This window comes from Thioclava nitratireducens (genome assembly GCF_001940525.2).
Lineage (GTDB): Bacteria > Pseudomonadota > Alphaproteobacteria > Rhodobacterales > Rhodobacteraceae > Thioclava > Thioclava nitratireducens.
In genome coordinates this window covers 476543-500678 of sequence record NZ_CP019437.1, presented here as the reverse complement: position 1 = coordinate 500678, position 24136 = coordinate 476543, and the positions used below count along the sequence as shown (strand labels likewise).

Genomic DNA, 24136 nt, shown 5'->3' with positions numbered 1-24136 from the left:
CCTTGGCTGATCCACCGGCATCACGCTCATCGGGCGCGCGGCCCCGCCAGCCTGACGAAGAGCCAGACGATACCGGGGCGCAGCTTCAGAAAGATACGGTAGGCCAGTTCGAGGAGAGTCCTGACAATCGGCCATCGCGCGATGCGCGCCAGACCACGCCAGCGCGGAAGTTGCGCCCAGAGCTCTGCAAACGCGGTGCCCCCGAGACGAGACGCCCATCCCGCGTCCGCACGTGAAACCGCGCCAGCGCGTCGTCCCGGTTCAGAGCGTCGGGCAGAGTCGCGCCCGGGTCGGAGAGATCGACGAACTCCAAAGCGTCCGCCCCCGGCGCTTCGCGATAGAGCCCGATTTCGGCACGACAAAGCGGGCACGCCCCGTCATAGAAGACGGTCGCCTTGCTTGTCGTATTCGTCGCGGATCGGCGCACGTTTCCCTCATCTTCAGCTTCGATGAGTGTTACGCGCCCGGACAGTTCGAGGATCTTTCGCAGCAGGCTCGTTGGTTCCGCGAACGCGCAGGTCCATCCGAAAGCGCCTCGGGGCAATTCATCGCCCCGCAGCAGAGCCGCCAACGCTCGAAATACGCTCGAAATGCATCCGCCTGCTCAGGTTGCGACGGTCGCGCCTTGAGAACTAAGCTCGAAGGTTATCAGGCGAAGGCCGCGGACCGCGCGTAAGATTGGATCGCGAAGCGACGGCCTGAACGACCTGGAGGACCGCGAACCAACGGTTCTCATTTTGCGCCACACCCGTCGGAAGCCCCGCTTATTCGGCGGGCCTCTCCTCCAGATCCAACCGCATCGTCGCCATGCCCTGACGGCGGGACAGTTCCTCGTAGCCGGCCGAGAGATAGGCGTTGAAGGCCGGCGCGTTATCGAGCTCCACCTTCAGGGTCAGCGACAGCGCGCCGAGGTCTCGCGCCGCCTGTTCCACGTGCCCCGTCAGCTCTGCAGCCGCCCCGCCACGCGCCTCTTCGACGAGATAGACGTAGGTCAGGTGCCGCACCTCCGGCCCGATACCCTCGCGCAGCGCGAAGAAACCGACATCCCGCCCCGTCTCATCCTGAAGGTAGAACGAGACGTCCTGATGTTCTCCAAGCCACTTGCGATGCCATTCCATCTCGTCGAACGGAACTTTCGCATTGGGATTGAGCAGGGGAATTTCGGCGTCCGACAGCATCGCTGCCAAGGGGGCCAGATCGCGGTCGCGGTTGCGGCGCAGGGTGAGTGCCATATGTCCTTCCTTAGGCTGGGCCCGGCGCGCGCGCCGAGGTGGATCATGAAAGGTCGCGTGCCTGACACAGAAGCCCCTTGCGGGTCAACCGCAGCGCTCGCTGGACTAATCGCCGCGGTCACGACCCACGCCACGCAACAGCCGGCACGCGGTCGCCAGTATTCACCGCCATCCAGGTCTCGTCCATCGGCCGGGCTCTCGAGAGCCACGGCACGCCTATATGGCCGTAGAGAAACGAGAGCTGCCAACCCGCCTCGGAAGGCGAACGCTTCTTCTGATGATAAAGGTAAAGCGCGGCAGCGAGCCCGGTGCGATCCGCCCCCGCCTTGCAGTGAACCAGAACGGGCTTGGGCGCCCGCGCCATCGCCCCTTCGAGCGCCGCGAGGCGGATCGGGCTGAGGGTTTGATGGTCGGACATCTTGAAGTCGATCAATTCCAATCCAAGCCGTTTCGCCGCAGCCTTCTCCTGATCGTACCACGCCTGTCCCGGATGCGCTCCGCGCAGGTTCAGGACCGATCGTATGCCGTCCTTTTTCTTGTAGGCCTTCAACCTCGCGGCGGTCGGTTGGTTCGAACGATAGAACTCTCCAGCCACCACGGTGTGGAAATTTCCGGTCACCTGCAAATACCCGAAATAGAGCACCAGCGCCGCGAGCGTCCCGACCAATACGGTGCCCACGATCCGCGCGATTTCGCGAAGTTTCATCGCCTCTGTCTCCGTTGCGGCCCCAGATGCGGGGCCGCTCTGCGATGGTTGGCGATCAATCCGCCTGCTCGGCGCCGCCGGCGTCTTTCTTGACACCCTGCGTCACCGCGGCAGAGCCCGGAAGCTGCAGGCTCACCTCGACCTGTTTCGCGGATTGCGCTGTGGTGTAGATCGAGTTCGGGTTCGCCCGCAGATGCCCCGGCTTGCCGCTGTCATCGACATGGATGCGGGCCGAGCCATTGGCGGGAACGGTCACGTCGGGGTGCAGGATGTAGGCCTCCTTCGCGCCGCTATCGGCGTCGGTGATGGTGTAGAAGAGGGTGAAGCCCCTCAGCGGCTTGTTACTGTCATTGACCAGCTGGATCTCGAGGTGATCGGGCGCGTCCGTATGGGTCGCGGGATCGACATTGTTCTCGACCAGCAGCTCTCCGATATGGAACGGCGCGCCAGTGCCCCCGGGCTGGATCGGGCTTTGCGCGACCACCGGGTCCTTGTCGGCCAAATCGTTCTGCCCGTCGCCATCGGTATCGGGGTTCTGCGGATCGGTGTGCAGCAGCGGCTCGGCCATGTCGGGCACGCCATCCTTGTCGGTATCGGTCTGCGCGGCCTGGGCGCCGCCAGCGGCGAGCATCAGCAGCACGGTGAGGGTGGAAAGCGTCTTGTTCATCGTCAGGTCTCCTTGGTCAGACGGTCGGCACGGATCGGACGCAGCAGGACGAGCCCGCCGAGACCGAGGGTGAAGAGAATGAGGAACCAGGCATCGCCCTTCTTGTCGGCCCAGATCGGCCCGAGCGCTTTGCCGGTGTAGATGTCCTTGATTCCGAGCACCGCGAAGGTGAAGCGCTCGTAATGCTTGGTCACGGACGAGACCTCGATCCCGTTGCGGATGGTTTCGTAGGTGGCGAAGCCCTGCTTGATCTTGGTCTGCTCGGCCTTCGGGATCGAAAGCTGCGCGAAGACGCCGCCTGCGACCTGGTTATCGGGGTCCATAGTGTCGCCGATCTGCGGCGCGACGAGGACCACCAGCAGCCACAGCGCGAAGGCGTAGAGCAGCCCGCTAGCCGGGCTTTTCAGCCAGAGGCTCAGCCCGAAGCCCACCGCAAAGATCGCGCTAAGATAGAGCGTCGAAGCCCCCCAGGTGATCGCAAGGCGCAAGAGGTCATTCGCCCCGATCCCAATGCCCGAACCGAGCGCGAGCACCACTGCGCAGAGCGCGAAGACGCAAGCCAGCGCCGCCCCCATCAGCCCGGCCCCGCCCAGCAGCTTCGCGGCGAGGAACTGCCAGTTCGAGAGCGGCCGCGTCAGGATCAGCGCCAACGTCTGGCGTCCGCGCTCCTCGACGGCGGCGCGGTAGCCCGCGATCAGCGCGATCACCGCGCCCATGATCTCGATCTGCTCGATCGTCCCGCGCATCAGCTTCAGCGGATAGAACTCAGGCGCCGCGATCGAACCGAGGCTTTTGCCGAGCGCCAGCAGCTGCTGTTTCGCGGCCATGTAGGTGGCGACATCGGTGCGCATCGCAACCGTCCCGGTGATCAGCGAGATCAGCGCGGCGGCGACGAGCGCCAGCGTGGCGGCGAGCAGGAAACGGTCGCGCAGCGCGATCCGCGCGTCCTTGAGCGCAACGGTAGAGATTGCGGAGAGATCAGGCATCGGGGCCTCCCTTTGTCATGTCGAGCTTGAGGCAGCCGCGCAGCGCATAGAGGCCGGAGCCCGCAGCGAAGAGCATCATCACGACCAGCGGCGGCACGGGACCGCGCGGCGGCAGACCGTCGGGCAGGTAACCCATCAGCTCCGCTCCGAGATACTTGTAGGCTTCGGCCAGCGAGAACGGCCCGAGCAGGTTTGCGGAGAGGTCGAAGATCGCGGATTGCGGGGCGGGTGCGAGGGCCGAGATCGGGTTGATCGCAGCGGTGGGCAGGATGTTTCCGGTCAGCGCAGGCCAGACGAAGGTCAGCACCAGCCACACCACCGTCGGCACCATCAGACCCACGGTTTCGCTGCGCGCGCGCGCCGAAGCACCGATCGCGATCAGCCCGAAGGTCATCATGTAGAGCCAGCCCAGAGAGAAGAACGCAGCCAGCCGCGCCCAATCCCCTGCGGCGAGATGCACCGAAGGCAGGATGACGAGGGTCGCGGCACCCACTACGCCCGCAAGCGCGGCCAGTCCGCCGACGCCCAGAGCGAGTGCCGAGACCTTGCCTCGCGCGTAATCGAGCCGCTCCAGCGGGCGCGCGCCGATCAGCGGCAGCACGCCGGCCCGGCGGTCGGTCTCGACCATCCGGTAGCCGATCACGATGGCCGAAAAGGCGCCGATCAGGCTGATATAGATCGTGAGGTTGCGCAGCAGCGCCAGCGGCGAGCCTTGCGTAACCGGGTTTGGCGGCACCGGCTTGCCATTTGCTTCGAACCAATGCGTGGCGCTGGCGTAGATCGCGTCGACCGTCGAGGTCGCGGACCAGCCGAGATAGGCCGAGACCAGCACCAGCGCGGCGAACAGCGCGGCCACCAGCGCGATCGTCCGCTCGCGTGCAAGCGCGTCAAGCGCGTGGCGGCGCAGGATCGTGGAAGGTGTCATGCCGCGACCTCGCGATCCGGCACCACCGAGAGGTAAAGCTCCTCGAGGGCCTCTTCCGAGCCGTAGCGCGCGTTCACCGTTTCGATCGTGTCGTGGAAGACCAGCTGCCCATGCGAAAGAACGCCGATGGAGGAACACGACCGCGCCACCTCGCTCAGCAGGTGGGTGTTCATGAAGATCGTCATGCCCTGCGCGTTCAACCGCTCGAGCACCTCGCGCAGTTGGCGCACCCCCATCGGATCGAGCCCTGAGGTCGGCTCGTCGAGGAACAGGACCTGCGGACGGTGGACGATGGCCTGGGCCAAGCCGACCCGCTGGCGCATCCCCTTGGAAAAGGTCGCGATCCGGCGGTCGGCCAGATCGGTGATGCCGAGGAACTCCATCACCTCCTCGACGCGGTCGCGGGCATCCTCGATCCGCGAGAGCGCCGCGAAGAAGCGCAGGTTCTCGCGCGTGGTGAGCGTGTCGTAGAGGCGGACGTTCTCGGGCAGGTAGCCGATGGCGCGGCGCAGCGCGATGCGGTTATGCGCGAGGTCGCAGCCGGCGACGCTCGCCGTGCCGCCGCTGGGCTCCATGAGCGTCGTCAGTAGCCGGATCGTCGTGGTCTTGCCCGCGCCGTTATGGCCGAGAAATCCGAAGATCTCGCCACGTCCGATATCGAGATCGAGCGGCTGGAGCGCGGTAAAATCGCCGTAGCGCAGGGTAAGTCCCCGCGTGCTGACGGCTGGTGTGTCTGTTTGCATCTCTGGGCACCTCCTTTTGATGTTGAGAGGAAATTGCCCGTCGCGATCCGGATCGACTTCGACAGTTTCTTACAAATCGGTGAGAAGCTGGATTACCGGCTTGGCCCAGACGAAAAACCCTCCGCCCCGGACGGACGGGACGGAGGGCCACGCGGCGTACGATCTGGAAAGGGAATCAGATGCGCCTGCGTTTCACGGTCATCGCGGCGACGGTGATTGCGATGACGGCGAGGAAGCCGAGGCTGGTGGGAACGGTGCCGAAGCCCAGCCCGCCATAATCGGTCGGTTGCGAGAGAAGATCGCCGAAGGACGCACCCAGCGGGCGGGTGAAGATATAGCAGAGCCAGAACGCCCAGAGCCCGCCCAGATTGAAGGTGACATATCCCACGGTGAGCGACGCGATGATCAGCCCGAAGAGGATGCCGGTCGCGAGATAACCTATCCCGAACTGCTCGGAGATCAGATCGCCGACCGCCGTGCCGAGCGCGAAGGTGAACAGGATCGCGAGCCAGTAGAACCCTTCGCGCCGGGCGGTGTAGACCTCATGAATCGAGAGCGTGCGCTCGGAGGCGAACCACGCCGCGAAGGTCGCGCCCAGCAGGATGGTGAACCCGATCGTCGAGTCGATCAGGGGAATCCCGAGATTGTCGGTCATGTTGTCGGTGATCAGCGTCCCCACGATCGAGATCAGCACCACCGCCGACCAGTAGACTGCAGGCACGTAGCGGCGCTGCGCGAATTGCCAGCGGATCACCAAGGCGAGGATCGCGGTCATCAGAATCGTCGTCGCGGTCAGGCCGAGACCGAGATTGACGGCCAGAAAGTCGGCCGCCGTCTCGCCCATCGTCACCGCCATTAGTTTGATGAGCCAGAAGCCCGGCGTGACCTCGGGAACGCGGCTGACCGGGTTGGTCAACTCTTCGTCGGGGTAGATGAAAGTCTGTTGATAGCTCATGTTGCGCCTCAGTCGTTCAGCATTGCCAGCGCCTGCGCCGAGAACGCATCGGCGCGGGTATCGTCGTCGGCGTTGCAGCGCTCGAGCGCTTTCGCCTGAAGATCGGAGACCGCTTGCGGCGCGGTTTTGCCGCCGAGCGTATCTCGAACTTTCCCGATCATCGCCTCGCAGGGCAGCGCATGGCCGGTCTTGTCGGTCACCGCGATGCCCGCGACTTTCTGCACAGCCCCGACTTCCGAGGGCACCGGATCGGCAAGCGCGGTCTGCAAGCCGTTAAGGCTCTGCATCACGGTTTTCGAATCCGGCGACTTCGTGCGCAGCGCGGCGAAAGCCTTGTCCGCCGCACCGTCGATCATGCCCCAGGCGGAAGGATCGGCCTTGCGCAGCTTGGCCGCGTTCTTGTCCCAAAGGGTCTCCAGATCGGTGATACGTTTCTCCGCAGCGGTGAACTCGCCTTTCTTGGCAAGCATCTGTGTATCGCTCACGATCGTCTCGTAAGGGCTCATATCGCCGAGGCTTGCAGCTTGCGCCGCGGAAGCGCCCGGCCCTCCCGTATTCATGGCCATTTCGACCATTGAAAATGACGCGACCGGCAACGCGATGAGCGCGGCGGAAAGAAGCAGGTTTCGCATAAGGTCCTCATTGCTTGCGATGCATCCGCACCGATGCCGCCAGCAATCGCCTGCAGAAGGACGAAGCGTTTTGCTCCCGTCTTACGAATTTGTAAGAAATCGCACAGGCGTAGCGGGGCCGACCGTGACAATGCCGGTCCGTTATCGAAAGATGGTGCGATGAAGATCCTGATTGCCGAAGACGATGCCGAGACCGGCGACTACCTGCGCAAGGGGCTGACCGGTGAAGGTCATGCCGTCGACCTGCTCCGCGACGGGCGCGAAGCGCTGACCCAAGCCACCGCGCAGAGCTACGACCTGTTCATCTTCGACCGGATGATGCCGGGGCTCGATGGGCTGGCCCTGCTCAAGGCGTTGCGCGCCGCGCAGATCGCCACGCCCGCGATTCTGCTGACCGCGATGGGCAGCGTCGAAGATCGCGTCGCCGGGCTGCGCGCAGGGGCCGATGACTACATGGTCAAGCCTTTCGCTTTCGTCGAACTGCTCGCGCGGATCGACACGATCGCGCGCCGCCCTGCCCTCAAGGCAGAGGTGACCGAACTGGTGCAGGGCGATCTGCGCCTCGACCTGCTCGCCCGGGAGGCGTGGCGCGAAGGCCAGTGCATCGAATTGCAGCCGCGGGAATTCATGCTTCTGAAGCACTTCATGGAACGTCCCGGCCGGGTGCAGACCAAGACGATCCTGCTGGAGGCGATCTGGGACATTCATTTCGACCCGAAAAGCAGCGTCGTCGAGACTCATATCAGCCGTCTGCGCGGCAAGATCGACAAGCCTTTCGCGACCCCCTACCTAACGACGCTGCATGGGATCGGTTACGTGTTCGAGGCCTCGTGATGCGTGCATTCACTTGGTCGATGCGCTTCGCCATCGCGATCTCGACGGTCTTCGCTTTTGCCGCACTGGTTGCGGGCGGGGTCTCCTACACGCTGCAATCCAAGGAAATGAGCCGTCGCCTCGAAGGCGAGGTGCGCGCCGATACCGAGGCGCTCGCCATCTCGGCCCGCGGCGCCGACTTGCAGGACCTGAGCGAGCAGATCTCGGCGCGGATGACGACGAGTCGCGACGGCGCGAATATCGTGACCTTCGTGCCGGCCGATGGCTCCAAACCGCTTGGCAATGTTCGCGTCGCAAGCCAGTTCGAAGGGGCGCGCCATCTCGAACCAGGACCCGACGTAACGCTCCTCGATCCGCCCGGCGCGAATGTCCCCGAGGGCTATGTCACCTTCGGGATGCGGCTCCCCTCGGGCTGGCTGATGACGGGGCGCGACGATGCGTGGCTCCGCGAGCAGGGCGAAATCCTCGCCACCAGTTTCGGCTGGGGCCTCGGGCTCGCGCTTCTGCTGTCGATCAGCTTCGCGGTCTTCATCGCGCGCCGCAACGAGGTGCGCATCGACCGGATGGAGCAGGTCCTGCACGCGGTGGGCGAAGGTCGCCACGGGTTACGTATCCGCGACGAAGGCGATGACGACGTGGCGCGTCTTGCGCAAAGCGTGGATCAGGCGCTCGATCAACTGGAGGCGGGGATCGCGTCGATCCGGCAGGTCTCGACCGATGTCGCCCATGACCTGCGCGCGCCGCTCGCCCGACTGCGGCTGCGGCTGGAGCCGGTGGCGCTGGATTCGTCGCTGCCGCTGGCGCAGCGCGGCGAAATCGGAAAAGCGCTGAGCGATCTCGATCAGGTCTCGGAAACCTTCGACGCGATCCTGCGCCTGTCCCGGATGCAAGCCGGAATGGTCGAGATCACGCGCGCCTCGATCGACCTCACGCAGCTCTGTCAGGACGTGGCGGAGATGCTCGGCGCTGGCGCGGAGGATGCAGGGCAGGAACTGGCGCTCGATCTGCCCGAAGACGTCCGGATCGAAGGCGACCGCGAGCTTCTGTTCCAGGCGCTCGTGAACCTCGTGGACAACGCGCTTCGCTACAGCCCGTCCCCGGCACGGGTCTCGATCGGCGTGCATGAGACCCGCCATCACATCACATTGAGCGTCACCGATAACGGCCCCGGTATCCCGGATCGAGATCTGGCACGGGTGCGCGAACGTTTCGTGCGCCTCGACCGGAGCCGAAACACGCAGGGCAGCGGATTGGGCCTGAGCCTCGTCGACGCCATCGCCCAGATTCACGGCGGTGAGCTGCGCCTGCAGAACCTCGAGCGCGGTCTGCGAGTGGACATACGCTTTCCGAAACCTTGATGCCTCTCGCTGCGAGCAAATTCCGCCCCCCCGGGCAGGCAAAAGGGGCGATCAATCACCCGCTCTCTCGGGCCTCTGAGCGATGAGCGCGCGTGGTTCTGGAAATGGGGTCACGCTCCTATCGCAACTTTATGCCTGACCGGCAGGATACATATTCAATTTTTGGAACATGAACCGCCCCCCGCGCATTCCTTCCGCAATCCCGAACGGACGGAAATTCGGAGGCAGATGACATGACCATGCGTTTTGAACAGATTCTCGCGGAAGGGATCGCCCAGTGCTCCTACCTGTTGGGCGACACTGGCAGCGGCACCGCCGCCGTCGTCGATCCCCGCCCCGATTGCGATATCTATATCGAGCGCGCGAAGGCGCTCGGCCTGACGATCACCCATGTATTCGAGACCCATATCCACGCCGACTTCCTGTCAGGCGCGCGCGAATTGGTGGACCGGCTGGATGGAGAACCCAAGCTTTGCGTCAGCGTCGAGGGCGGCGCCGCATATGATTTCGAGCATGAGGGCATCCGCGACGGCGACAAGTTCAGCTTCGGGCAACTCACGCTCGAGACGCGGCACACCCCGGGTCACACGCCCGAACACGTCTCCTTCCTGCTCTACGAGAAGGACAATGACGACCCCTGGGGCGTGCTCAGCGGGGATTCCTTCTTCGTGGATTCGGTCGGCCGCCCCGACCTCCTGGGCGACGACAAGACCGAGGAACTGACCGAGGCGCTGTTCCGCACCACGCAGGATTTCTACATGCAGCTGCCCGAGGGCGTTCTGGTCTATCCCTGCCACGGCGCGGGCTCGGCCTGCGGGCCGAATATCGGCGACCGGATGTCGACCAGCATCGCCTATGAGAAAGCCCATAACCAATATGCCCGGATCACCGATCTCGAGGCCTTCAAGGAGGCGATGACGAAGGACGCTCCGCCCGTGCCCACGCATTACCCGCGCCTCAAGAAGGTCAATGCGGCGGGCCCCGAGGTAATGCACGGGTTGCCGCGCTGCATCGGCAAGACCCCGGAGGAGTTCGAGGCGCTTATCGCCGACAAGGACGTGCAACTGGTCGATATCCGCGACATGCTCGCCTTCGGCGGCGGCTTCATCGAAGGCTCGCTCAATATCGGTCTGCAGCCGATCCTGTCGGTCTGGGCCGGATGGATGCTCGATCCCGACAAACCGATTGCGCTTGTTAGCGAAACGAGTGCCGAGATCGACGAGGCCGTGCTGCGGCTCTGGCGCGTCGGCTTCACGAAATTCGCGGGCTACCTGAACGGTGGCATCGCCGCGTGGCGCACCTCCGGGCGACCGCTTGCGCATATCCCGCAGGTCACCGTGCAGGAACTGAAGGGCAGCGATCTGACCCCGCTCGACGTGCGTAAGGACGAGGAGTGGGACGGCGGCCGTATCCCCGGCGCGCTCCACCATTTCCTCGGCACGCTCGAAGACGAGATGGACGAACTCGACCGTTCCACCGACTATGCGGTGTATTGTCAGGGCGGCTACCGCGCCAGCGTCGCTGCGAGCCTGCTGCACCGCGCGGGTTTCAAGAACGTCTCCGCGGTGCCGGGCAGCTTCGGCGCATGGTCCGCGCAGGACTACCCGGTCGAATCCTGAACCGCTCAACATCAGAGGATCCAAGACAATGAGCTACACCATCGACAAACGCCTCACCAATACCACACTGGAAGAGGCCGACACCCGGACGCGCGAGGCCCTCAAGGAGCAGGGCTTCGGCGTGCTCACCGAGATCGACGTGCAGGCCACGATGAAGAAGAAGCTGGATGAGGACATGGCCGGCTACATGATCCTCGGCGCCTGCAACCCGAAGATGGCACATCAGGCGATCCAGCTGGAGCCGAACGTCGGCGCGATGCTGCCCTGCAACGTCATTTTGCGGCAGGACGGCGCGGATATCCTCGTCTGCGCGATCGACCCGGCGGCCTCGATGATGGCGATCGACAACCCCCGGCTGAAATCAGTCGCAGGCGACGTGCGCGACATGCTGGCAAAGGCGATCGAGGCGATTTGAACTGAACCGGCCCGGCGGCGGACCACTGTCCGCTGCCGGACCTTCGGGTCGCCCCCCCGGGCGCCCCTTGCATTTCAGGCCCGTTTCGCGGGATACGACGGCCCGACGACCTCGCTGAGAGGTCAAGCCAAGCGAAGGCCAGTATGCCCCGGACCGACCGCCTCAAGACCGACTGTTCCCAATGCGCGGCGCTTTGTTGCGTGGTGCTGTCCTTCGACAAGGGCAAGGATTTCGCCTTCAGCAAGAACCCCGGAGAACCCTGCCGGAACCTTTGCGGGCACAATTGCTCGATTCACGACAAACTGACCCAGAAAGGCATGGCAGGCTGCGTCGCCTATGATTGCCTCGGCTCCGGCAATCGGGTCGTGCAGGAGGTCTTCGGCGGCCAGTCGTGGCAGGAAGAACCGCGTCTGGCAGCGGTGATGATGGAAGCCTTCTCCGCCATGTGCGAGGTCCACAAGCGGATCGACCTGCTGCGCGCTGCCGAGACCCTGTCGCTGGGACCGGACGACGAACGCAAACGCCGCGACTTCCTCGACCATCTCGAAGAGCATCAATGGACTGGCCCCGAACTCAACGAATTCGAATTCGGTCTGGCGCTGGAGATTGATCTCTTCGTCCACGGCCTCAGCGCGTGACGCCCGACGAACGGAAACGTCGCCTTCGACCGGTGAGGCGCGAACACCACGCGGACGCCCTCAACTCTCCCTCAGCCTCGACAAATTTTGACTGCCTGAAGAAGCTGTGATCTGATCCGGGACGGGTGACGCGCCCAATCTGTTTGAAGAGGCCGAGCGTGCAGCCTGCCTTTCGCACCGAAGCATTGTCGAAAACCTATGGCGAGGGACCAGCCGCGGTCCACGCCCTCAAAGACGTGACCCTGGAAATTCCGCGCAGCGAGGTCGTCGTGCTGCTCGGACCTTCGGGCAGCGGCAAATCCACCTTTCTCAACATCATCGGTGGGCTCGACAGACCAAGCTCGGGCCGGGCGTGGTTCGGCGATCAGAACCTGACCGAAATGTCCGACCGGGCGCTGACGCAATACCGGCGCAGCCATGTCGGTTTCGTCTTCCAGTTCTACAACCTGATGCCCAGCCTCACCGCGCGCGAGAATGTCGATCTGGTGACCGAGATTTCGCACGATCCGATGGACGCGGGCGAAGCGCTGCGGCTGGTCGGGCTGGAGGGACGACTCGACCATTTCCCGGCGCAGATGTCAGGCGGCGAGCAGCAGCGCGTCGCCATTGCGCGGGCCATCGCGAAGCGTCCGGCGGTGCTGTTTTGCGACGAGCCGACCGGGGCGCTCGACAGTGTGACGGGGCGGCGCGTGCTGCAGGTGCTCAACGATGTGAATCGCGAGCTGGGCACGACCGTTCTGATCGTCACCCATGCGGCGGCGACGGCGGCGATGGCGCATCGCGTACTGCATTTCACCGATGGCCAGCTGCGCGAGACGATCGTCAACGAGACCCGCGCCGATCCCGCCGAGATCGAATGGTAAGCCGATGGCCCTGACCGTTCTCCATCGCAAGCTCTTCCGCGACCTCTGGCGAATCCGGGCGCAGGCGCTGGCGATCTCGGCGGTCGTCGCTCTGGGCGTGATGGTACAGGTGATGATGGCGGGGCTGACCGATACGCTCACCGTCACCCGCGACGCCTATTTCGAGCGGCACCGGCTTGCGCAGGTCTTCGAGCCGCTCACCCGCGCGCCCAGCTCGATGATGGAACAAGTCAACGCGATTCCCGGCGTGCTGGCCGCCGAAGGGCGGGTCAGCGGTTTCGGCCGGATCGACGCGGACGGGGGCGAGCCGATACAGGCGCGTGTCCTGTCGCTACCCGGCCCCGCAGGCCTCAACGGTATCCTGATGACGGCGGGGCGGAAGCCGATCGCGGGGCGCAGCGACGAGGTCGTGCTGCTCGACACATTCGCAGCCGCGCGCGGGATCGCGCTTGGCGATACGCTCGGCGTCACCGTCGAGGGCCGTCACCAGCGCTTGCAGGTCGTCGGTTTCGCCCGCGCGCCGGAGTTCCTGTTCATGCCCGCGCCGGGCGAATTCTTTCCCAACGACGGTCGCTTCGCCGTGATCTGGATGGAGCGCAAGGCAGCGGCCGCCGTGCTCGATCTCGACGGGGCGTTCAACGAGGTGCTGGCGCTCACCACGCGCGAGCGGCCGCGCAAGGCGGTGCTCGCCGATCTCGACAGGCTGATGGCGCCCTATGGCGGCGGCGCGGGCTTCGTTCAGGATCAGCAGACCTCTGCGCGCTTCATCGAGGAAGAACTAAAGGGCCTGCGCCAGTCGCGGCTGTTCCTGCCACCGATCTTTCTCGCAGTTGCGGCCTTCCTGCTCAACGTGACGATCACACGTATCGTGCAGGCCGAGCGGCGCGAGATCGGGCTGATGAAAGCCTTCGGTCACAGCGGGGCGGAGATCGCAGGGCATTACCTCGAAATGGCACTGATGATCGCCTTCGCCGGCGCGCTGCTCGGATCGGCTCTGGGCGTGATGCTTGGGCGGTCTCTGACCGGTCTCTACATGGAATTCTACAAATTCCCCTACCTCGTCTTCTCGATGCATCCCGGCCCCTTCGCCGGGGGCCTCGCCTTCTCCCTGATCGCCGCCGCGCTCGGGGCGGCGATCGCGTTGCGCACGGTGTTCCGCCTGACGCCCGCCGAGGCGATGCGCCCCCCGGCCCCGGCCGATTTTACCCATGGCAGGGTCGGCTTCCTCGCGATCGTCACGAAATTCCTCGACCAGCCTGGGCGGATGATCCTGCGTCAGATCACGCGGCAACCTGTACGCAGCCTCGGCACCATCGCGGGCGTGGCCGCGGGCCTCGCGCTGAACATGGCGATGCTGATGATCTATTCGGGCTTCGATCACACGATGGACGTCACCTTCGGCTTTGCCGACCGCTCCGACGCGACGGTGAGCTTCATCCACCCCGTCTCGCGCGATGGGACACATGAGATTGCGCACCTTCCCGGCGTGCTGGAGGCCGAGCCGACGCGCTACGTGCCGGTCCTCTTCCGCAACGGCGTCATCACCCATCGCGGCGAACTGACCGGCCTGTCGGAGGATGCGCAGCTCAATCGCGCGCTGCGGCCCGATCTGGAGCCGATCGCCCTGCCCGCGCAGGGCGTCGTGATCTCGCGGGGGCTCGCGGATGTGCTGAAACTTCAGCCGGGCGAAAACCTCACCGCCGAAGTCACCGAGGGCCGCAAGCGGACCCTCTCGCTGCCCGTCGCTGCGATCTCCGACACATTGCTGGGCGCTCCGGCCTATATGCGCCTCGACTCGCTGACCCGGGCCGTGGGCGAGGCGGACCGGATCACCTCGGTCTCGATCCGCACCGAAGGCGCCCCGTCGCCAGAGCTTCTGCACGAGCTGCGCGAGCGCCCCAAGGTCGCGGGCGTCTCGATAAAATCCGACAGTCTCGCCGCGTTCCGGGAGATTGCCGACGAGGGCGCGGGGCAGATGCGTTTCGTCTTCGGCGCGATCGCCTTCGTGCTGAGCTTCGGCATCGTTTACAACGCCGCGCGCAACGCCTTCTCCGAACGTGCGCATGAGTTGGCGAGCCTGCGAGTGCTGGGCTTCACCCGCGGGGAAGTGACGCTGATCCTCGCCGGAGAGATCACTGTACTCGTGGCCTGTGCGCTCCCGGTCGGGATCTGGTTCGGCTGGACACTCGCCCAGTTGATCGCGCGGGTTTTCTCCAATGAACTCTACCGGGTCAGCGTCAGCTTCGATCTACCCAGCATCGCGACCGCGGTGCTGGTCGTAGTCTCGGCGACGCTGGCCTCGATCCTGATGTTGCGCCGCGCGCTGGATCGGTTGAACATGATCTCGGCGCTCAAGGCGAGGGACTGACCCGTGACACCAAAACCCCGAACCAGATGGCTCATTCTCATCCTGATCGGCCTGATCGCGGCGGGCGCTATCGCCGCGCTGCTCTGGCCGCAGCCGCAGACCGTCGACATGGGCGAGGTTACGCGCGGTCCGATGAAGCTCGTCATTGAAGATGATGGCCGGACCCGCGTCAGCGAAAGCTACACGGTCTCGACCCCGGTCAGCGGCAGGCTACAGCGGCTCGATATCCATGTCGGCGATCATGTCGTCGCGAACGAGACAGTCGTCGCCCGGATGCGCCCCGCCCTACCCGCCGTTCTGGATGCCCGCAGCCGGGCACAGGCAGAGGCCGCGCTCGCCGAAGCGCAGGCCGCGCTCAGCGCGGCTCAAGGCGATTACCGCGCCGCCGTCGCGATGCGCGAACAGGCCGATAGCGATCTCGCGCGGTCACAGAGGCTCGCGCTTTCCGGCACGATCAGCCAGTCCAAGCTGGACCGCGATCAGATCAACGCCGATTACGCCGCCGCACAGGAAGCCGCCGCGAAAGCCGCCATCGCGATGCGCGAGGCGGCGCTGGCCTCCGCAAAATCCGTGCTGCAGAACGATGCCGCCGCGAGCAACAGCGACGGGGCCGAGCCGATCCCCCTTTATGCCCCCGCGACCGGAACCGTGCTGCAAATCCTGCAGGAGAACGAGACCGTGCTCTCGGCCGGCTCCCCGATCATGGAAATCGGCGACATCTCGGAGGGGCTCGAGGTGGTGGCCGATCTTCTGTCGCGCGACGCGGTGCGCGTACGCCTAGGCGATCCGGTGGAGATTACCGATTGGGGCGGGCCGGACGTGCTGGAAGGCAAGGTGGTCCGCATCGACCCGTCAGGCACCACGAAGGTTTCGGCCTTGGGCGTCGAGGAACAGCGGGTGGGCGTGGTCATCGCCTTCACCGGCGATGCCGCGCAACGGGCGGGGCTGGGCCATGGTTTTCAGGTGACCGCGCGGATCGTCGTCTGGCAAAACCCCGATGCGCTGCGGGTGCCGTCGAGCGCGCTATTCCGGCGCGGCACCGGCTGGGCTGTCTTCAAGGTCGAAGACGGGCGCGCGCGGGAAGTGAACGTGGAAGTCGGGACCGATAACGGCACCTATGCCGAGCTTCAGGACGGTCTGAGCGAAGGCGACCGTGTCGTGCTCTATCCGGTCGAAACGCTGGAAGATGGCGCGCCGGTGGAGGCAAGGTCCGGCGGCTGAAGTCTCCGCAGCGGACCATTGATTCCCTCGCGCGACCGACCGGATGGCCGGCCAGCCATTCAACTGCCCTGTCTCATCCCGGCGCCGCGATCCCTGCGAGCTTTCGCATATGCCACGCAAGCGCCTGGTTCGAACTGAGCACCGGCGTCCCGAGCTCCGCTCTCAACCCCGGCAAGATCCCCTGCGTGCGCAGGTTGGTGCAGGACAGGAAAATCCCGTCCAGACGCGCCTGCCCCGCAAGGCTCCGCGCAGCCTCCGCGATAGAGGCCGGGTCGATCCGCGCCACCCGTGCTTCCGCTTCCTCGCCGAAAGACAGCGTCGCGGGGACGGTGATCCCTTCAGCGACGAAGGCCCCCCGCAAAGGCTCCGCGACCGAAGCGACATAGGGCGAGACGATCCCCACCCGCTCCAGCCCCAAATCCGCAATCGCGGCCAACGCGGCGCTCAGCGGATCGGTCACATGCCGCGTCGTGACGCCCGCCATGACATTCGCCCGCACCTCGTCTGAGCCGATCAGCGCCGCGCCAGAGGTGCAGCCATAACCCACCACATCGAACTTCGCCGCAGGTGGCAGCAGCGACGCAGCACCGCTCAGGGCGCGCTCCATCTCTGCAATGCTCGACGGGGTCAGGTCGTCGCCGGAATGAACGCGCGTGACATGCATCCGCGCGTCGTCCGGCGGGATGTAGCGGCGGAACTCGTCCTCGATGGTCTCGTCCACGCGCAGCACGATCAGCCCCATCGTGGGCGTGGCGTCTTCGCGAAGACGATAGGGGAAAACGGCCATCAGCTCAGCTCCGGCAGGGTTTCGGGGGCGCGCGGCGACAGCAGCTCCGCCCCGGTCGCACGCAGGACGATGTTTTCCTCGTGGACCAGCAGGCGGCGCGGACCATCCGCAGTCTCGACCCACGCGCCGGGTTCGAGCGTCAGCACCATGCCCTCGCGCAGTTCGGTGTCGTCGCGCGGGGTGAAGGAGGGCCATTCGGTCAGCGTGATCCCCAGCCCATGGCCCAGGCGTCCGCTGCCCGCCTCAATACCGCGCGCCGCCAGCCCCTCGACCAGCAGACGATGCGCATCATGCGCCCGCATGCCGGGCCGCAGCAGCGCCATCGCCGCCTCGGTCACCTCCCAGAGCGCGGCATGGGTGCGCCGCACCGGATCCGACGCCGGACCGACCGAGAAATTGCGATCGAAATCGCAGAAATACCCGTCGCGCACCGCGCCGGTATCCAGCATCAGCACATCGCCCGCTTGCAGCGGCGCGGGACCGGCGGGCGAGATCACATCCTCATAGCCCGACGGTCCCGACGCCCCGGCGACATAGCTGACCCAATCGGCTCCTTCCTCCAGCAGCGCCGATTGGAAGGCGCGGAAGATACCGTCGAGCGGGTGCCCCTGCCCCGCGAATTCCGGCACCCGCGCGAAAGCGCGACCCGCGATGGCGCAGGCCCTGCGGATCTTCTCGATCTCCGCCGCGCTCTTGATCTCACGCACCCGCTGGATCGCGGCGGTGCCGTCGATGAAGCGGCGCGGCGCGATACGCTCCCCAAGCCGCGCGTAATCCGCGAGCGGCATCCGCAGCTGCGTCTCCAACCCCATCGGAACCCCGATCCGCGCGCTCTCGGGCAGCAGATCACAGAGCGTCTCGGCAAGCAGGCTCACGCCGTCATCCCTCGGATCGGGCGCCTCCCATGTCCGGATCTGCGTCATCCAGGTGCGGCCCATCAGTTCCGCCCCGATCGAGGGGATCACCGCGACCGGCGCACCGCTGGCCGGAACGATCACGAACCACGGGCGCGCGGGGCTTTCCCAGAACCGGGTCAGAAAGCCTGTGACGTAGAAGATATCCGCAGCCGAGGTCAGGAACAGCGCATCCAGATCCTGTGCGCTCATCTCGGCCTGAAGGCGAGCGACGCGGGTGCGAAACTCCTCGGCCGGAAAGATGAGCGAGCGCTCAGCCATCTTCGGGGCCTTCGCTGAGGATCGCGAGAACGCGCGCCTCCGGTCCCAGCGACAGCCCGGCAAGCAGAGCCGCCAGCCCGGCGCCGCCCGAAGGCGTCGTGGCCAGCCCGTGCGCGGCGAGGATATCGACGCCGGACTGCGCCTCGGCTTCGGTGATCGTGGCGAAGCGATCCGCATCGCGCGACAAACCCGCCAGCGCCACCATCGAAGGTGTCTTGCAATCGAGCCGCCCCATCGCCGAGACCGGCCCTTGCGTGGTCACCAGATGGCCTGCGCGAATGCTCTCGATCAGCGCGGGCGCTGCATCAGGTTCGACCACGATGATCTGAGGCGCATCGCCCCAGACAAGCCGCGCATGAGCCGCGACGGCTGCCGCGAGACCACCAACGCCCGCCTGCAGCAGAATATGGGTGGGCGGCGCTTGGATCTGCGCGACGGCCTCCGCCGCAAGCTGGGTGTAACCCTCCATCACCCGCAGCGGCAGATCGACATAGCCCTCCCACGAGCTGTCCGACAAAAGGGTCCAGCCATTCTCGGCAGCCGCCTGCTCGGCGGCTTGCATGCTGGCCTCGTATTCCGCACCCACCCGGACGACCTCCGCCCCGCGTGCCTCCAACCGCGCGGCGAAGGCCTCAGGCACGGTCTCGGCCAGATAGATGATCGCGCGGGCGCCGAATATCCGCGCTCCTGCCGCGACTGACAGGCCATGATTGCCTGCGCTGGCCGCGACATAGGTCTCGCCGGCGAGAGCTGTCTGAAGATCGTCGCCCTCCGCTCGCGCCGCAGCCTCCCGGGCGATCGCATGGACCGCGCCCAGCGCTTTGAAGCTGCCGAGCCCCATGCGCTCACGCTCGTCCTTGATCCAGACCTCACCGACCCCGGCAAGCCGCGCGATCTCGGGCGCCGCGCGCAGCGGGGTCTCGTGATGTGCCGGACAGCGCGCAAGCAGGCTGGCCACGCCCGCCGCATCGGCAATTGGCATGACGCCGTCCGGGTCGAGCCCGTCGCCGCGCCAAGGGTTGTCTATCGTGATCGGCATGTCGGAGCCTCGCTGCGATGGAACCAAGCCCATAAGGCAACGAGACGTCGACGCACGCAATGGCCTTTTCGGAAAGGCCATTGCGCGACATCGTGAGGCGCGTCAGTCGGCCTCTTTCACCGCCGAGAGGAATTGCTGCGTGCGCTCTTTCTGCGGATTGCCGAACAAATCGTCGGGGGCGCCCTGCTCTTCGATCTTGCCGTCGTAGAAGAAGCAGACCCGATCCGAGATGTCCTTCGCGAAGCCCATCTGGTGCGTCACCATCAGCATCGTCAGATTGTGCTTCTCCACCAGCGAGCGGATCACGTTCGTCACCTCGCCGATCACCTCCGGGTCGAGCGCGGAGGTCACCTCGTCGAACAGCATCACCTTGGGCCGCATCGCCAGCGCGCGTGCGATCGCGACGCGCTGCTGTTGACCGCCCGAGAGCCGCGAGGGGTGCTGGTCGCGCTTGTCGGACATGCCCACAAGCTCCAGCAGTTCCTCGGCCCGTTCGCGCGCCTCGGCCTTCTTCATGCCCAGCACCTGCACCGGGCCCTCCATACAGTTCTCCAGCGCGGTCATGTGCGGGAAAAGGTTGAAATGCTGGAAACACATGCCGATCTGGCTGCGCGCCTTGCGCAGATACTTGCGGTCCGCGGGCACCAGCTTCCCGTTCTTCTCCATATGGGTCAGCGGCTTGCCGTCCACGTAGATCACGCCCTCGTTGATCGTCTCGAGCGTCATCAGCATCCGCAGCACGGTCGTCTTGCCCGAGCCGGAGGGGCCGATGATCGTGACCATTTCCCCCTCGGCCACATCGAGATCGAGCTGGTCGAGCACCACCAGATCGCCATAGCGTTTGGTGACTTTCAGGAACCGCACCATCGGCACGTCGTCGCCCGTCAGTTCGAGCGGATAGTTCGAAAGATCTTCCATCATTTCAATCCGAGTTTACGCCGCACGCGATCCTCGAAGACGCGGATCAGGGCAGCGGTGGGAAGCGAGATGGCGAGGAAGATAACCCCCACCAGCGTATAGGGTTCGAGATAGCGATAGCTCGACGAGCCGATCGCGTTCGCTGTGTGCATCAGTTCGGCCACCCCGATCACCGAGAGCATCGGCGTGTCCTTGAAGATCCCCACGAGGTAGTTGCCCATCCCCGCCAGCGCGGGCGGGATGGCCTGTGGGATCACGATCCGCCAATAGGTATCGCGGGTCGACATGTTCAGCGCGGTGCAAGCCTCCCATTGGCCCTTCGGCACCGCGTCGAGACCGCCGCGATAGACCTCCGACAGGTAGGCCGAATAGTGCAGACCGATCGCGATCATGCCCGCCGTCCACGGCCCCAGCTTCAGGCCGAATTGCGGACCGACGTAATAGACGAAGAAGATCTGCAGGATCAGCGGGGTCGAGCGGATGAACTCGATGAATTCGCGAACGACCTTGGTCAGCGCCCAGTAGGGCGTCCGCTGCGCCAGCGCGAAGACCATGCCCAGCACAACCGCGATCGCATAGCCCAGCCCCGCCGCCATCAGCGTGTTGAGCGTCGCATGCATCAGCTTGGGCAGGATTTCCCAAGTGAATTCCCAGTTCCAGTTGAACCCCATGGATCAGGCCCTCCCCAGCTTGCGCCGCATGACCAGCTCGAGCCAGCGCATGAACGGCGTCACGATGAAGCGCGCGAAGATGTAGTACACGATCAGCGCCGTCCCGAAGGTCTGCGCCGAGAGGAAGGTCGAGCCATTGATCTGCTTCGCCTCGAACATCAGGTCCGACACGGAGATCAGCGCGACCAGCGCGGTGTTCTTCAGCAGTTCGATCAGCAGGTTGCCCCACGGCGGCAGCATGTTGACGAACGCCTGCGGCAGGATGATCCGCCACATCCGCTTCATCGGGCTCATCGACAGCGCATAGGCCGCCTCCCATTGCCCTTTCGGCACGGATTGGATGCCGCCGCGCACCAGCTCGGCGCCGTATGCCCCGAGGTTCATCCCCACCGCGACGAAACCCGCGGTGAATTTCGGCAGCGTCAGTCCGAACAGCGGCAGCACGAAGAAGATCCAGTAGAGCTGGACCAGCAGCGAGGTGCCGCGGAAAATTTCGATATAAACGACGGCGATGCCCCGGATCAGCCCGTTGCGCGAGAGCTTCATCAGCCCTGCGACGAGCGCGATGACGATCGCCAGAGCGGAGGCCAGAAAGAACTGCCCCGCCGTTACGAGCGTGCCGTCCCAGAAGCGCGGCCCGTACTCTTTCAAGAATTCTATGTAGCTCATTCCCGTCCCGCCCCGGCGGTGAATGTCAAAATGGACGGGCCATGCACAGGCCCGTCCATGTCTTCAGCATTTGCGCTTAGCGCATCTTGCAGACTTCAGCCGAGGTCTTGTCGCCCGGCAGGTTGCCTTTCGAGTAGCCGTACTCGCCGACCGCTTTCATCATCGCGTCCGAACCGAGATACTTCTTCTGGGCTTCGTTGAACTTGTCGACGAAGTCCTGATCCGCTTTGCGGAAGCCGATGCCGACCCAGTTCTGGGTCCATTCAGGCAGCTGGCTCACGTCCGACACCTCGACCGCGCCGTCCGATTGATCGGCAAGGTTCTGCGCGGTGAAGTAGGTCACGCCACCTGCATCCGCGCGGCCCGCTTTCACGGCGGCGAGGATTTCGGTCGGGCCCGGCACGGTCATCACGTTGCTATCCGGGATACCGCCCTTCTTGGCGGACTCCACCTGGTTATAGCCCGCGCCCGTCACGAAGGTCGCGCCAGCCTTGGCGATCTGTTCGTAGTTGTTCAGGTTCTTCGGGTTGCCCTTGGGCACGATGAACGCATCGCCGACTTTCGCCATCGGCTCGGAGAAGGCAACGTTCTGGCAGCGCGAGTTGAGGATGTAGAGACCGCCGGTGACCATGTCGAAGCGGTTCGCGTTGAGGCCCGGGATCAACCCGCCCCAATCGGTCACGACGGGGGTGATGTTGTCATAGCCCATCTCGTGGAGCACACCCAGAACATAGGCGTTCACGAAGCCCAGCGGCTTGTTGTTTTCGCCCGGGTAGGCCCACGGAACTTCGTTCGCGAAGCCGATGCGGATCGGCTCGCCCGAATTGATACGGTCCATCAGGGGGCCAGCGAGTGCGGCGCTTGCGCTCAGCGCGATGCCGATGCCGGCGGCGGCGACAGATTTCAAGATCGATTTCATGCGTCTCTCCCGTTGGTTCTTGTTGACGGGAAGCCCAAGCCTCCCGTGATTGATGTACACAACACCTATGAGTTTCTCCGGAGTGTCAAGCAGATCGCATTGATTATACTGGGGCAAAAAGCAGATGTCGTAGGCCGATAAAGAGCTAAACGCATATGTTGTGCACCAATGCCGGAGCTTTGAGCATTGAACGCGCATGTGTGTGCGCCGGTTCCGCCGAAGGCCGTCGTTTCGTGCCGATTGCGCCGCCCGGCTCTCCGCAATATCTGCGGCTGAAACGCCCCCTTGGGGGATGACGCGGCCAAGCGGATTGACCTGCGCGCCTCCGCCGCCGATCATGGCTTTGCGCGAACAGACGACAGAACTCTATGGACGACATCTCCATGATCCCCCGGCAAACCGATCCGGAGCGGCTCCGCGCCCGCGACCGCTACGATCTCATTCACGACGAAATTCGCAGCCGCATCTGCCTGCTCGATTACCCGCCGGGAATGCGCTTGTCAGAGACCGCGCTCGCGTCAGAATTCGGCATCTCGCGGACTCCGCTGCGTCGGGTGCTGGCGCGGCTCGAGGACGAGGGGATGCTGCGCTCCATGCATGGGGTCGGCACCTTCGTCACCGATGTTGATTACACCGAGCTTGGGCAGGTCTTCCGGCTGCGGCGCGAACTCGCCGTGCTGCAGACGAGCCTCGATCCGGTGCCGCCCAGCGCCGCGCTGATCGCGCGTTTCGTCACCTTTCAGGAGCGCGGCCGCGAACTGGTCGATGCACCCACCGCCAGGGCCTTCTCGGAGCTCGACCGCGACACCTTCCTCGCCTTGTTGGAGCTGACCGCGAATGCACCGCTCCGGACGATGTCGGCGGCGCTGTATTTCCGCACGGCGCGGATCTGGCTACAGCAGGTCACGGCTTCGCAGATCGACCTGATGCAGGAAATCGAGATCTACAACAACGAGCTGCGCGACATGCTGCGCGCGCTGCGGCTCGGCGATCTCGACGCGCTCGGCCATATGAGGCGCGGCCACATCTCGATGAGCTTCGCGCGGATGCCGGCATTGGTCAAAGCGTCCTGAAGGATTGTCCCCCTTTCACTGCGACGTGACGCGGGCGAAGGAAACCGGGCAGACGCTCCGGGGTTCGGGTTCTGAAGGCCAGCCCGACAGGACCGTCAATGCTGAAACGATTGCTCGAATGCCATCGCGCGCCCCATCGCCTGCCGGAGCTTCCGAGCCTTCGGCAAGTTCTGGCCACGACGGCGGGTAGCTTCCTCGGCATCGCCATCCTTTCCGGGCTCACCCGTCACGCCGGGGTCGACCTGCTGATGGCGCCCTTCGGCGCGACCTGTGTGCTGCTCTTCGCGACGCCCGACACGGCGCTCGCCCAACCGCGCAACGTCATCGGCGGGCATGTTCTCGCAAGCGCCATCGGGCTTACGGCGCAGCACCTTGCCGATCTGCACGGGGCGATCGGTCTGGCAGCCGTGGTGACGATCGCCATCGTCGCGATGCAACTGACCCGCACAGTCCACGCGCCCGCAGGGGCCGATCCGCTGGTGATCCTTCTCAAGGGCCACACGCTCGGCTGGAGCTTTCTTCTGACGCCGGTGCTGACGGGCGCCGTGATCCTCGTGCTTCTGGCCTACCTCGTGAACAATGCGCGCAACACCGAGAAATGGCCCCGCTACTGGATCTGAGCGGCGCGAGAGCACACGCACGCACACGGTTTTTTCAAGGAACTGGGGGGCGGCGCGTCCGTTCGATCCCTGAGAGGGGCGCGATATATCTCCGGGGCGACGC

The 24136-nt window shown here is 65.1% G+C and carries 25 protein-coding genes and 1 pseudogene; 10 read left to right on the top strand and 16 right to left on the bottom strand.

Going from position 1 to position 24136, the window contains the following annotated elements; all coding sequences use genetic code 11:
• Positions 1 to 26 precede the first annotated feature (26 nt).
• The 9 genes and pseudogenes from BMG03_RS02570 to BMG03_RS02530 form a co-directional block, all read right to left on the bottom strand.
• A pseudogene (locus tag BMG03_RS02570) lies at positions 27 to 427 on the bottom strand (thiol-disulfide oxidoreductase DCC family protein).
• Positions 428 to 764: 337 nt separating this feature from the next.
• Complete coding sequence (locus BMG03_RS02565) at positions 765 to 1232, bottom strand: GNAT family N-acetyltransferase (RefSeq protein ID WP_075777570.1); 468 nt, start codon at positions 1230 to 1232, stop codon at positions 765 to 767.
• Positions 1233 to 1350: 118 nt separating this feature from the next.
• Positions 1351 to 1938: a tyrosine-protein phosphatase gene (locus BMG03_RS02560; protein ID WP_077701067.1), complete on the bottom strand. Its 588-nt coding sequence runs from the start codon at positions 1936 to 1938 to the stop codon at positions 1351 to 1353.
• A gap of 55 nt (positions 1939 to 1993) precedes the next feature.
• Positions 1994 to 2605 (bottom strand): hypothetical protein, encoded by a 612-nt coding sequence (locus BMG03_RS02555; RefSeq protein WP_075777569.1) that lies wholly within the window; start codon positions 2603 to 2605, stop codon positions 1994 to 1996.
• A 2-nt stretch (positions 2606 to 2607) separates the two neighbouring features.
• Positions 2608 to 3591, bottom strand: coding sequence for an ABC transporter permease (locus BMG03_RS02550; RefSeq protein ID WP_075777568.1), 984 nt, complete (start codon positions 3589 to 3591; stop codon positions 2608 to 2610).
• Positions 3584 to 4516, bottom strand: a complete 933-nt coding sequence (locus BMG03_RS02545) for an ABC transporter permease (RefSeq protein ID WP_075777567.1) — start codon at positions 4514 to 4516, stop codon at positions 3584 to 3586. Before BMG03_RS02545 ends, BMG03_RS02550 begins: the two co-directional genes overlap by 8 nt.
• Positions 4513 to 5259 (bottom strand): ABC transporter ATP-binding protein, encoded by a 747-nt coding sequence (locus tag BMG03_RS02540; RefSeq protein ID WP_077701066.1) that lies wholly within the window; start codon positions 5257 to 5259, stop codon positions 4513 to 4515. The genes BMG03_RS02545 and BMG03_RS02540 overlap by 4 nt, the downstream gene beginning before the upstream one ends.
• A 175-nt stretch (positions 5260 to 5434) precedes the next feature.
• Complete coding sequence (locus BMG03_RS02535; RefSeq protein WP_075777679.1) at positions 5435 to 6214, bottom strand: COG4705 family protein; 780 nt, start codon at positions 6212 to 6214, stop codon at positions 5435 to 5437.
• An 8-nt stretch (positions 6215 to 6222) separates the two neighbouring features.
• Positions 6223 to 6699, bottom strand: coding sequence for a hypothetical protein (locus BMG03_RS02530; RefSeq protein ID WP_157771539.1), 477 nt, complete (start codon positions 6697 to 6699; stop codon positions 6223 to 6225).
• A gap of 306 nt (positions 6700 to 7005) precedes the next feature.
• On the opposite strand from BMG03_RS02530, the gene BMG03_RS02525 reads away from it, so the two are divergent.
• The 8 genes from BMG03_RS02525 (at position 7006) to BMG03_RS02490 (ending at position 16162) form a co-directional block, all read left to right on the top strand.
• A complete protein-coding gene (locus tag BMG03_RS02525) occupies positions 7006 to 7680 on the top strand; it encodes a response regulator transcription factor (RefSeq protein ID WP_075776632.1) in 675 nt (224 codons plus the stop codon).
• Positions 7680 to 9038 (top strand): sensor histidine kinase, encoded by a 1359-nt coding sequence (locus BMG03_RS02520; RefSeq protein WP_075776633.1) that lies wholly within the window; start codon positions 7680 to 7682, stop codon positions 9036 to 9038. Before BMG03_RS02525 ends, BMG03_RS02520 begins: the two co-directional genes overlap by 1 nt.
• A 233-nt stretch (positions 9039 to 9271) precedes the next feature.
• Complete coding sequence (locus tag BMG03_RS02515; RefSeq protein ID WP_075776634.1) at positions 9272 to 10657, top strand: MBL fold metallo-hydrolase; 1386 nt, start codon at positions 9272 to 9274, stop codon at positions 10655 to 10657.
• A 28-nt stretch (positions 10658 to 10685) separates the two neighbouring features.
• Positions 10686 to 11072, top strand: a complete 387-nt coding sequence (locus BMG03_RS02510; RefSeq protein WP_075776635.1) for a DUF302 domain-containing protein — start codon at positions 10686 to 10688, stop codon at positions 11070 to 11072.
• Between the two features lie 143 nt (positions 11073 to 11215).
• Positions 11216 to 11710 (top strand): hypothetical protein, encoded by a 495-nt coding sequence (locus BMG03_RS02505; RefSeq protein ID WP_075776636.1) that lies wholly within the window; start codon positions 11216 to 11218, stop codon positions 11708 to 11710.
• A gap of 158 nt (positions 11711 to 11868) precedes the next feature.
• The gene (locus BMG03_RS02500; RefSeq protein WP_099049346.1) at positions 11869 to 12573 is read left to right on the top strand and encodes an ABC transporter ATP-binding protein; all 705 of its coding nucleotides are present in this window, start codon (positions 11869 to 11871) and stop codon (positions 12571 to 12573) included.
• 4 nt (positions 12574 to 12577) lie between these two features.
• Entirely contained in the window at positions 12578 to 14941 is a 2364-nt protein-coding gene (locus BMG03_RS02495; RefSeq protein ID WP_075776638.1) for an ABC transporter permease, read from the top strand.
• A gap of 3 nt (positions 14942 to 14944) precedes the next feature.
• Positions 14945 to 16162, top strand: coding sequence for an efflux RND transporter periplasmic adaptor subunit (locus BMG03_RS02490; RefSeq protein WP_075776639.1), 1218 nt, complete (start codon positions 14945 to 14947; stop codon positions 16160 to 16162).
• Positions 16163 to 16235: 73 nt separating this feature from the next.
• Here the strand turns inward: BMG03_RS02490 and BMG03_RS02485 are convergent, their stop codons facing one another.
• The 7 genes from BMG03_RS02485 to ehuB all read right to left on the bottom strand — a co-directional run bounded on the left by BMG03_RS02485 (position 16236) and on the right by ehuB (position 22340).
• Positions 16236 to 16949 (bottom strand): maleate cis-trans isomerase family protein, encoded by a 714-nt coding sequence (locus BMG03_RS02485; RefSeq protein ID WP_075776640.1) that lies wholly within the window; start codon positions 16947 to 16949, stop codon positions 16236 to 16238.
• Entirely contained in the window at positions 16949 to 18124 is a 1176-nt protein-coding gene (locus BMG03_RS02480; RefSeq protein WP_075776641.1) for a M24 family metallopeptidase, read from the bottom strand. The genes BMG03_RS02485 and BMG03_RS02480 overlap by 1 nt, the downstream gene beginning before the upstream one ends.
• Positions 18117 to 19163, bottom strand: a complete 1047-nt coding sequence (locus BMG03_RS02475; protein ID WP_075776642.1) for a pyridoxal-phosphate dependent enzyme — start codon at positions 19161 to 19163, stop codon at positions 18117 to 18119. Before BMG03_RS02475 ends, BMG03_RS02480 begins: the two co-directional genes overlap by 8 nt.
• A 102-nt stretch (positions 19164 to 19265) precedes the next feature.
• A complete protein-coding gene (ehuA, locus tag BMG03_RS02470; protein WP_075776643.1) occupies positions 19266 to 20081 on the bottom strand; it encodes an ectoine/hydroxyectoine ABC transporter ATP-binding protein EhuA in 816 nt (271 codons plus the stop codon).
• Complete coding sequence (gene ehuD, locus BMG03_RS02465) at positions 20081 to 20752, bottom strand: ectoine/hydroxyectoine ABC transporter permease subunit EhuD (RefSeq protein WP_075776644.1); 672 nt, start codon at positions 20750 to 20752, stop codon at positions 20081 to 20083. The genes ehuA and ehuD overlap by 1 nt, the downstream gene beginning before the upstream one ends.
• Before the next feature lie 3 nt (positions 20753 to 20755).
• Positions 20756 to 21421, bottom strand: coding sequence for an ectoine/hydroxyectoine ABC transporter permease subunit EhuC (gene ehuC, locus BMG03_RS02460; protein ID WP_075776645.1), 666 nt, complete (start codon positions 21419 to 21421; stop codon positions 20756 to 20758).
• 76 nt (positions 21422 to 21497) lie between these two features.
• Positions 21498 to 22340 (bottom strand): ectoine/hydroxyectoine ABC transporter substrate-binding protein EhuB, encoded by an 843-nt coding sequence (gene ehuB, locus BMG03_RS02455; RefSeq protein ID WP_075776646.1) that lies wholly within the window; start codon positions 22338 to 22340, stop codon positions 21498 to 21500.
• 368 nt (positions 22341 to 22708) lie between these two features.
• Here ehuB and BMG03_RS02450 point away from each other — a divergent pair, with 368 nt between their 5' ends.
• A complete protein-coding gene (locus BMG03_RS02450; RefSeq protein WP_233243069.1) occupies positions 22709 to 23413 on the top strand; it encodes a GntR family transcriptional regulator in 705 nt (234 codons plus the stop codon).
• 98 nt (positions 23414 to 23511) lie between these two features.
• Positions 23512 to 24033 (top strand): HPP family protein, encoded by a 522-nt coding sequence (locus tag BMG03_RS02445; RefSeq protein WP_075776647.1) that lies wholly within the window; start codon positions 23512 to 23514, stop codon positions 24031 to 24033.
• Positions 24034 to 24136 lie beyond the last annotated feature (103 nt).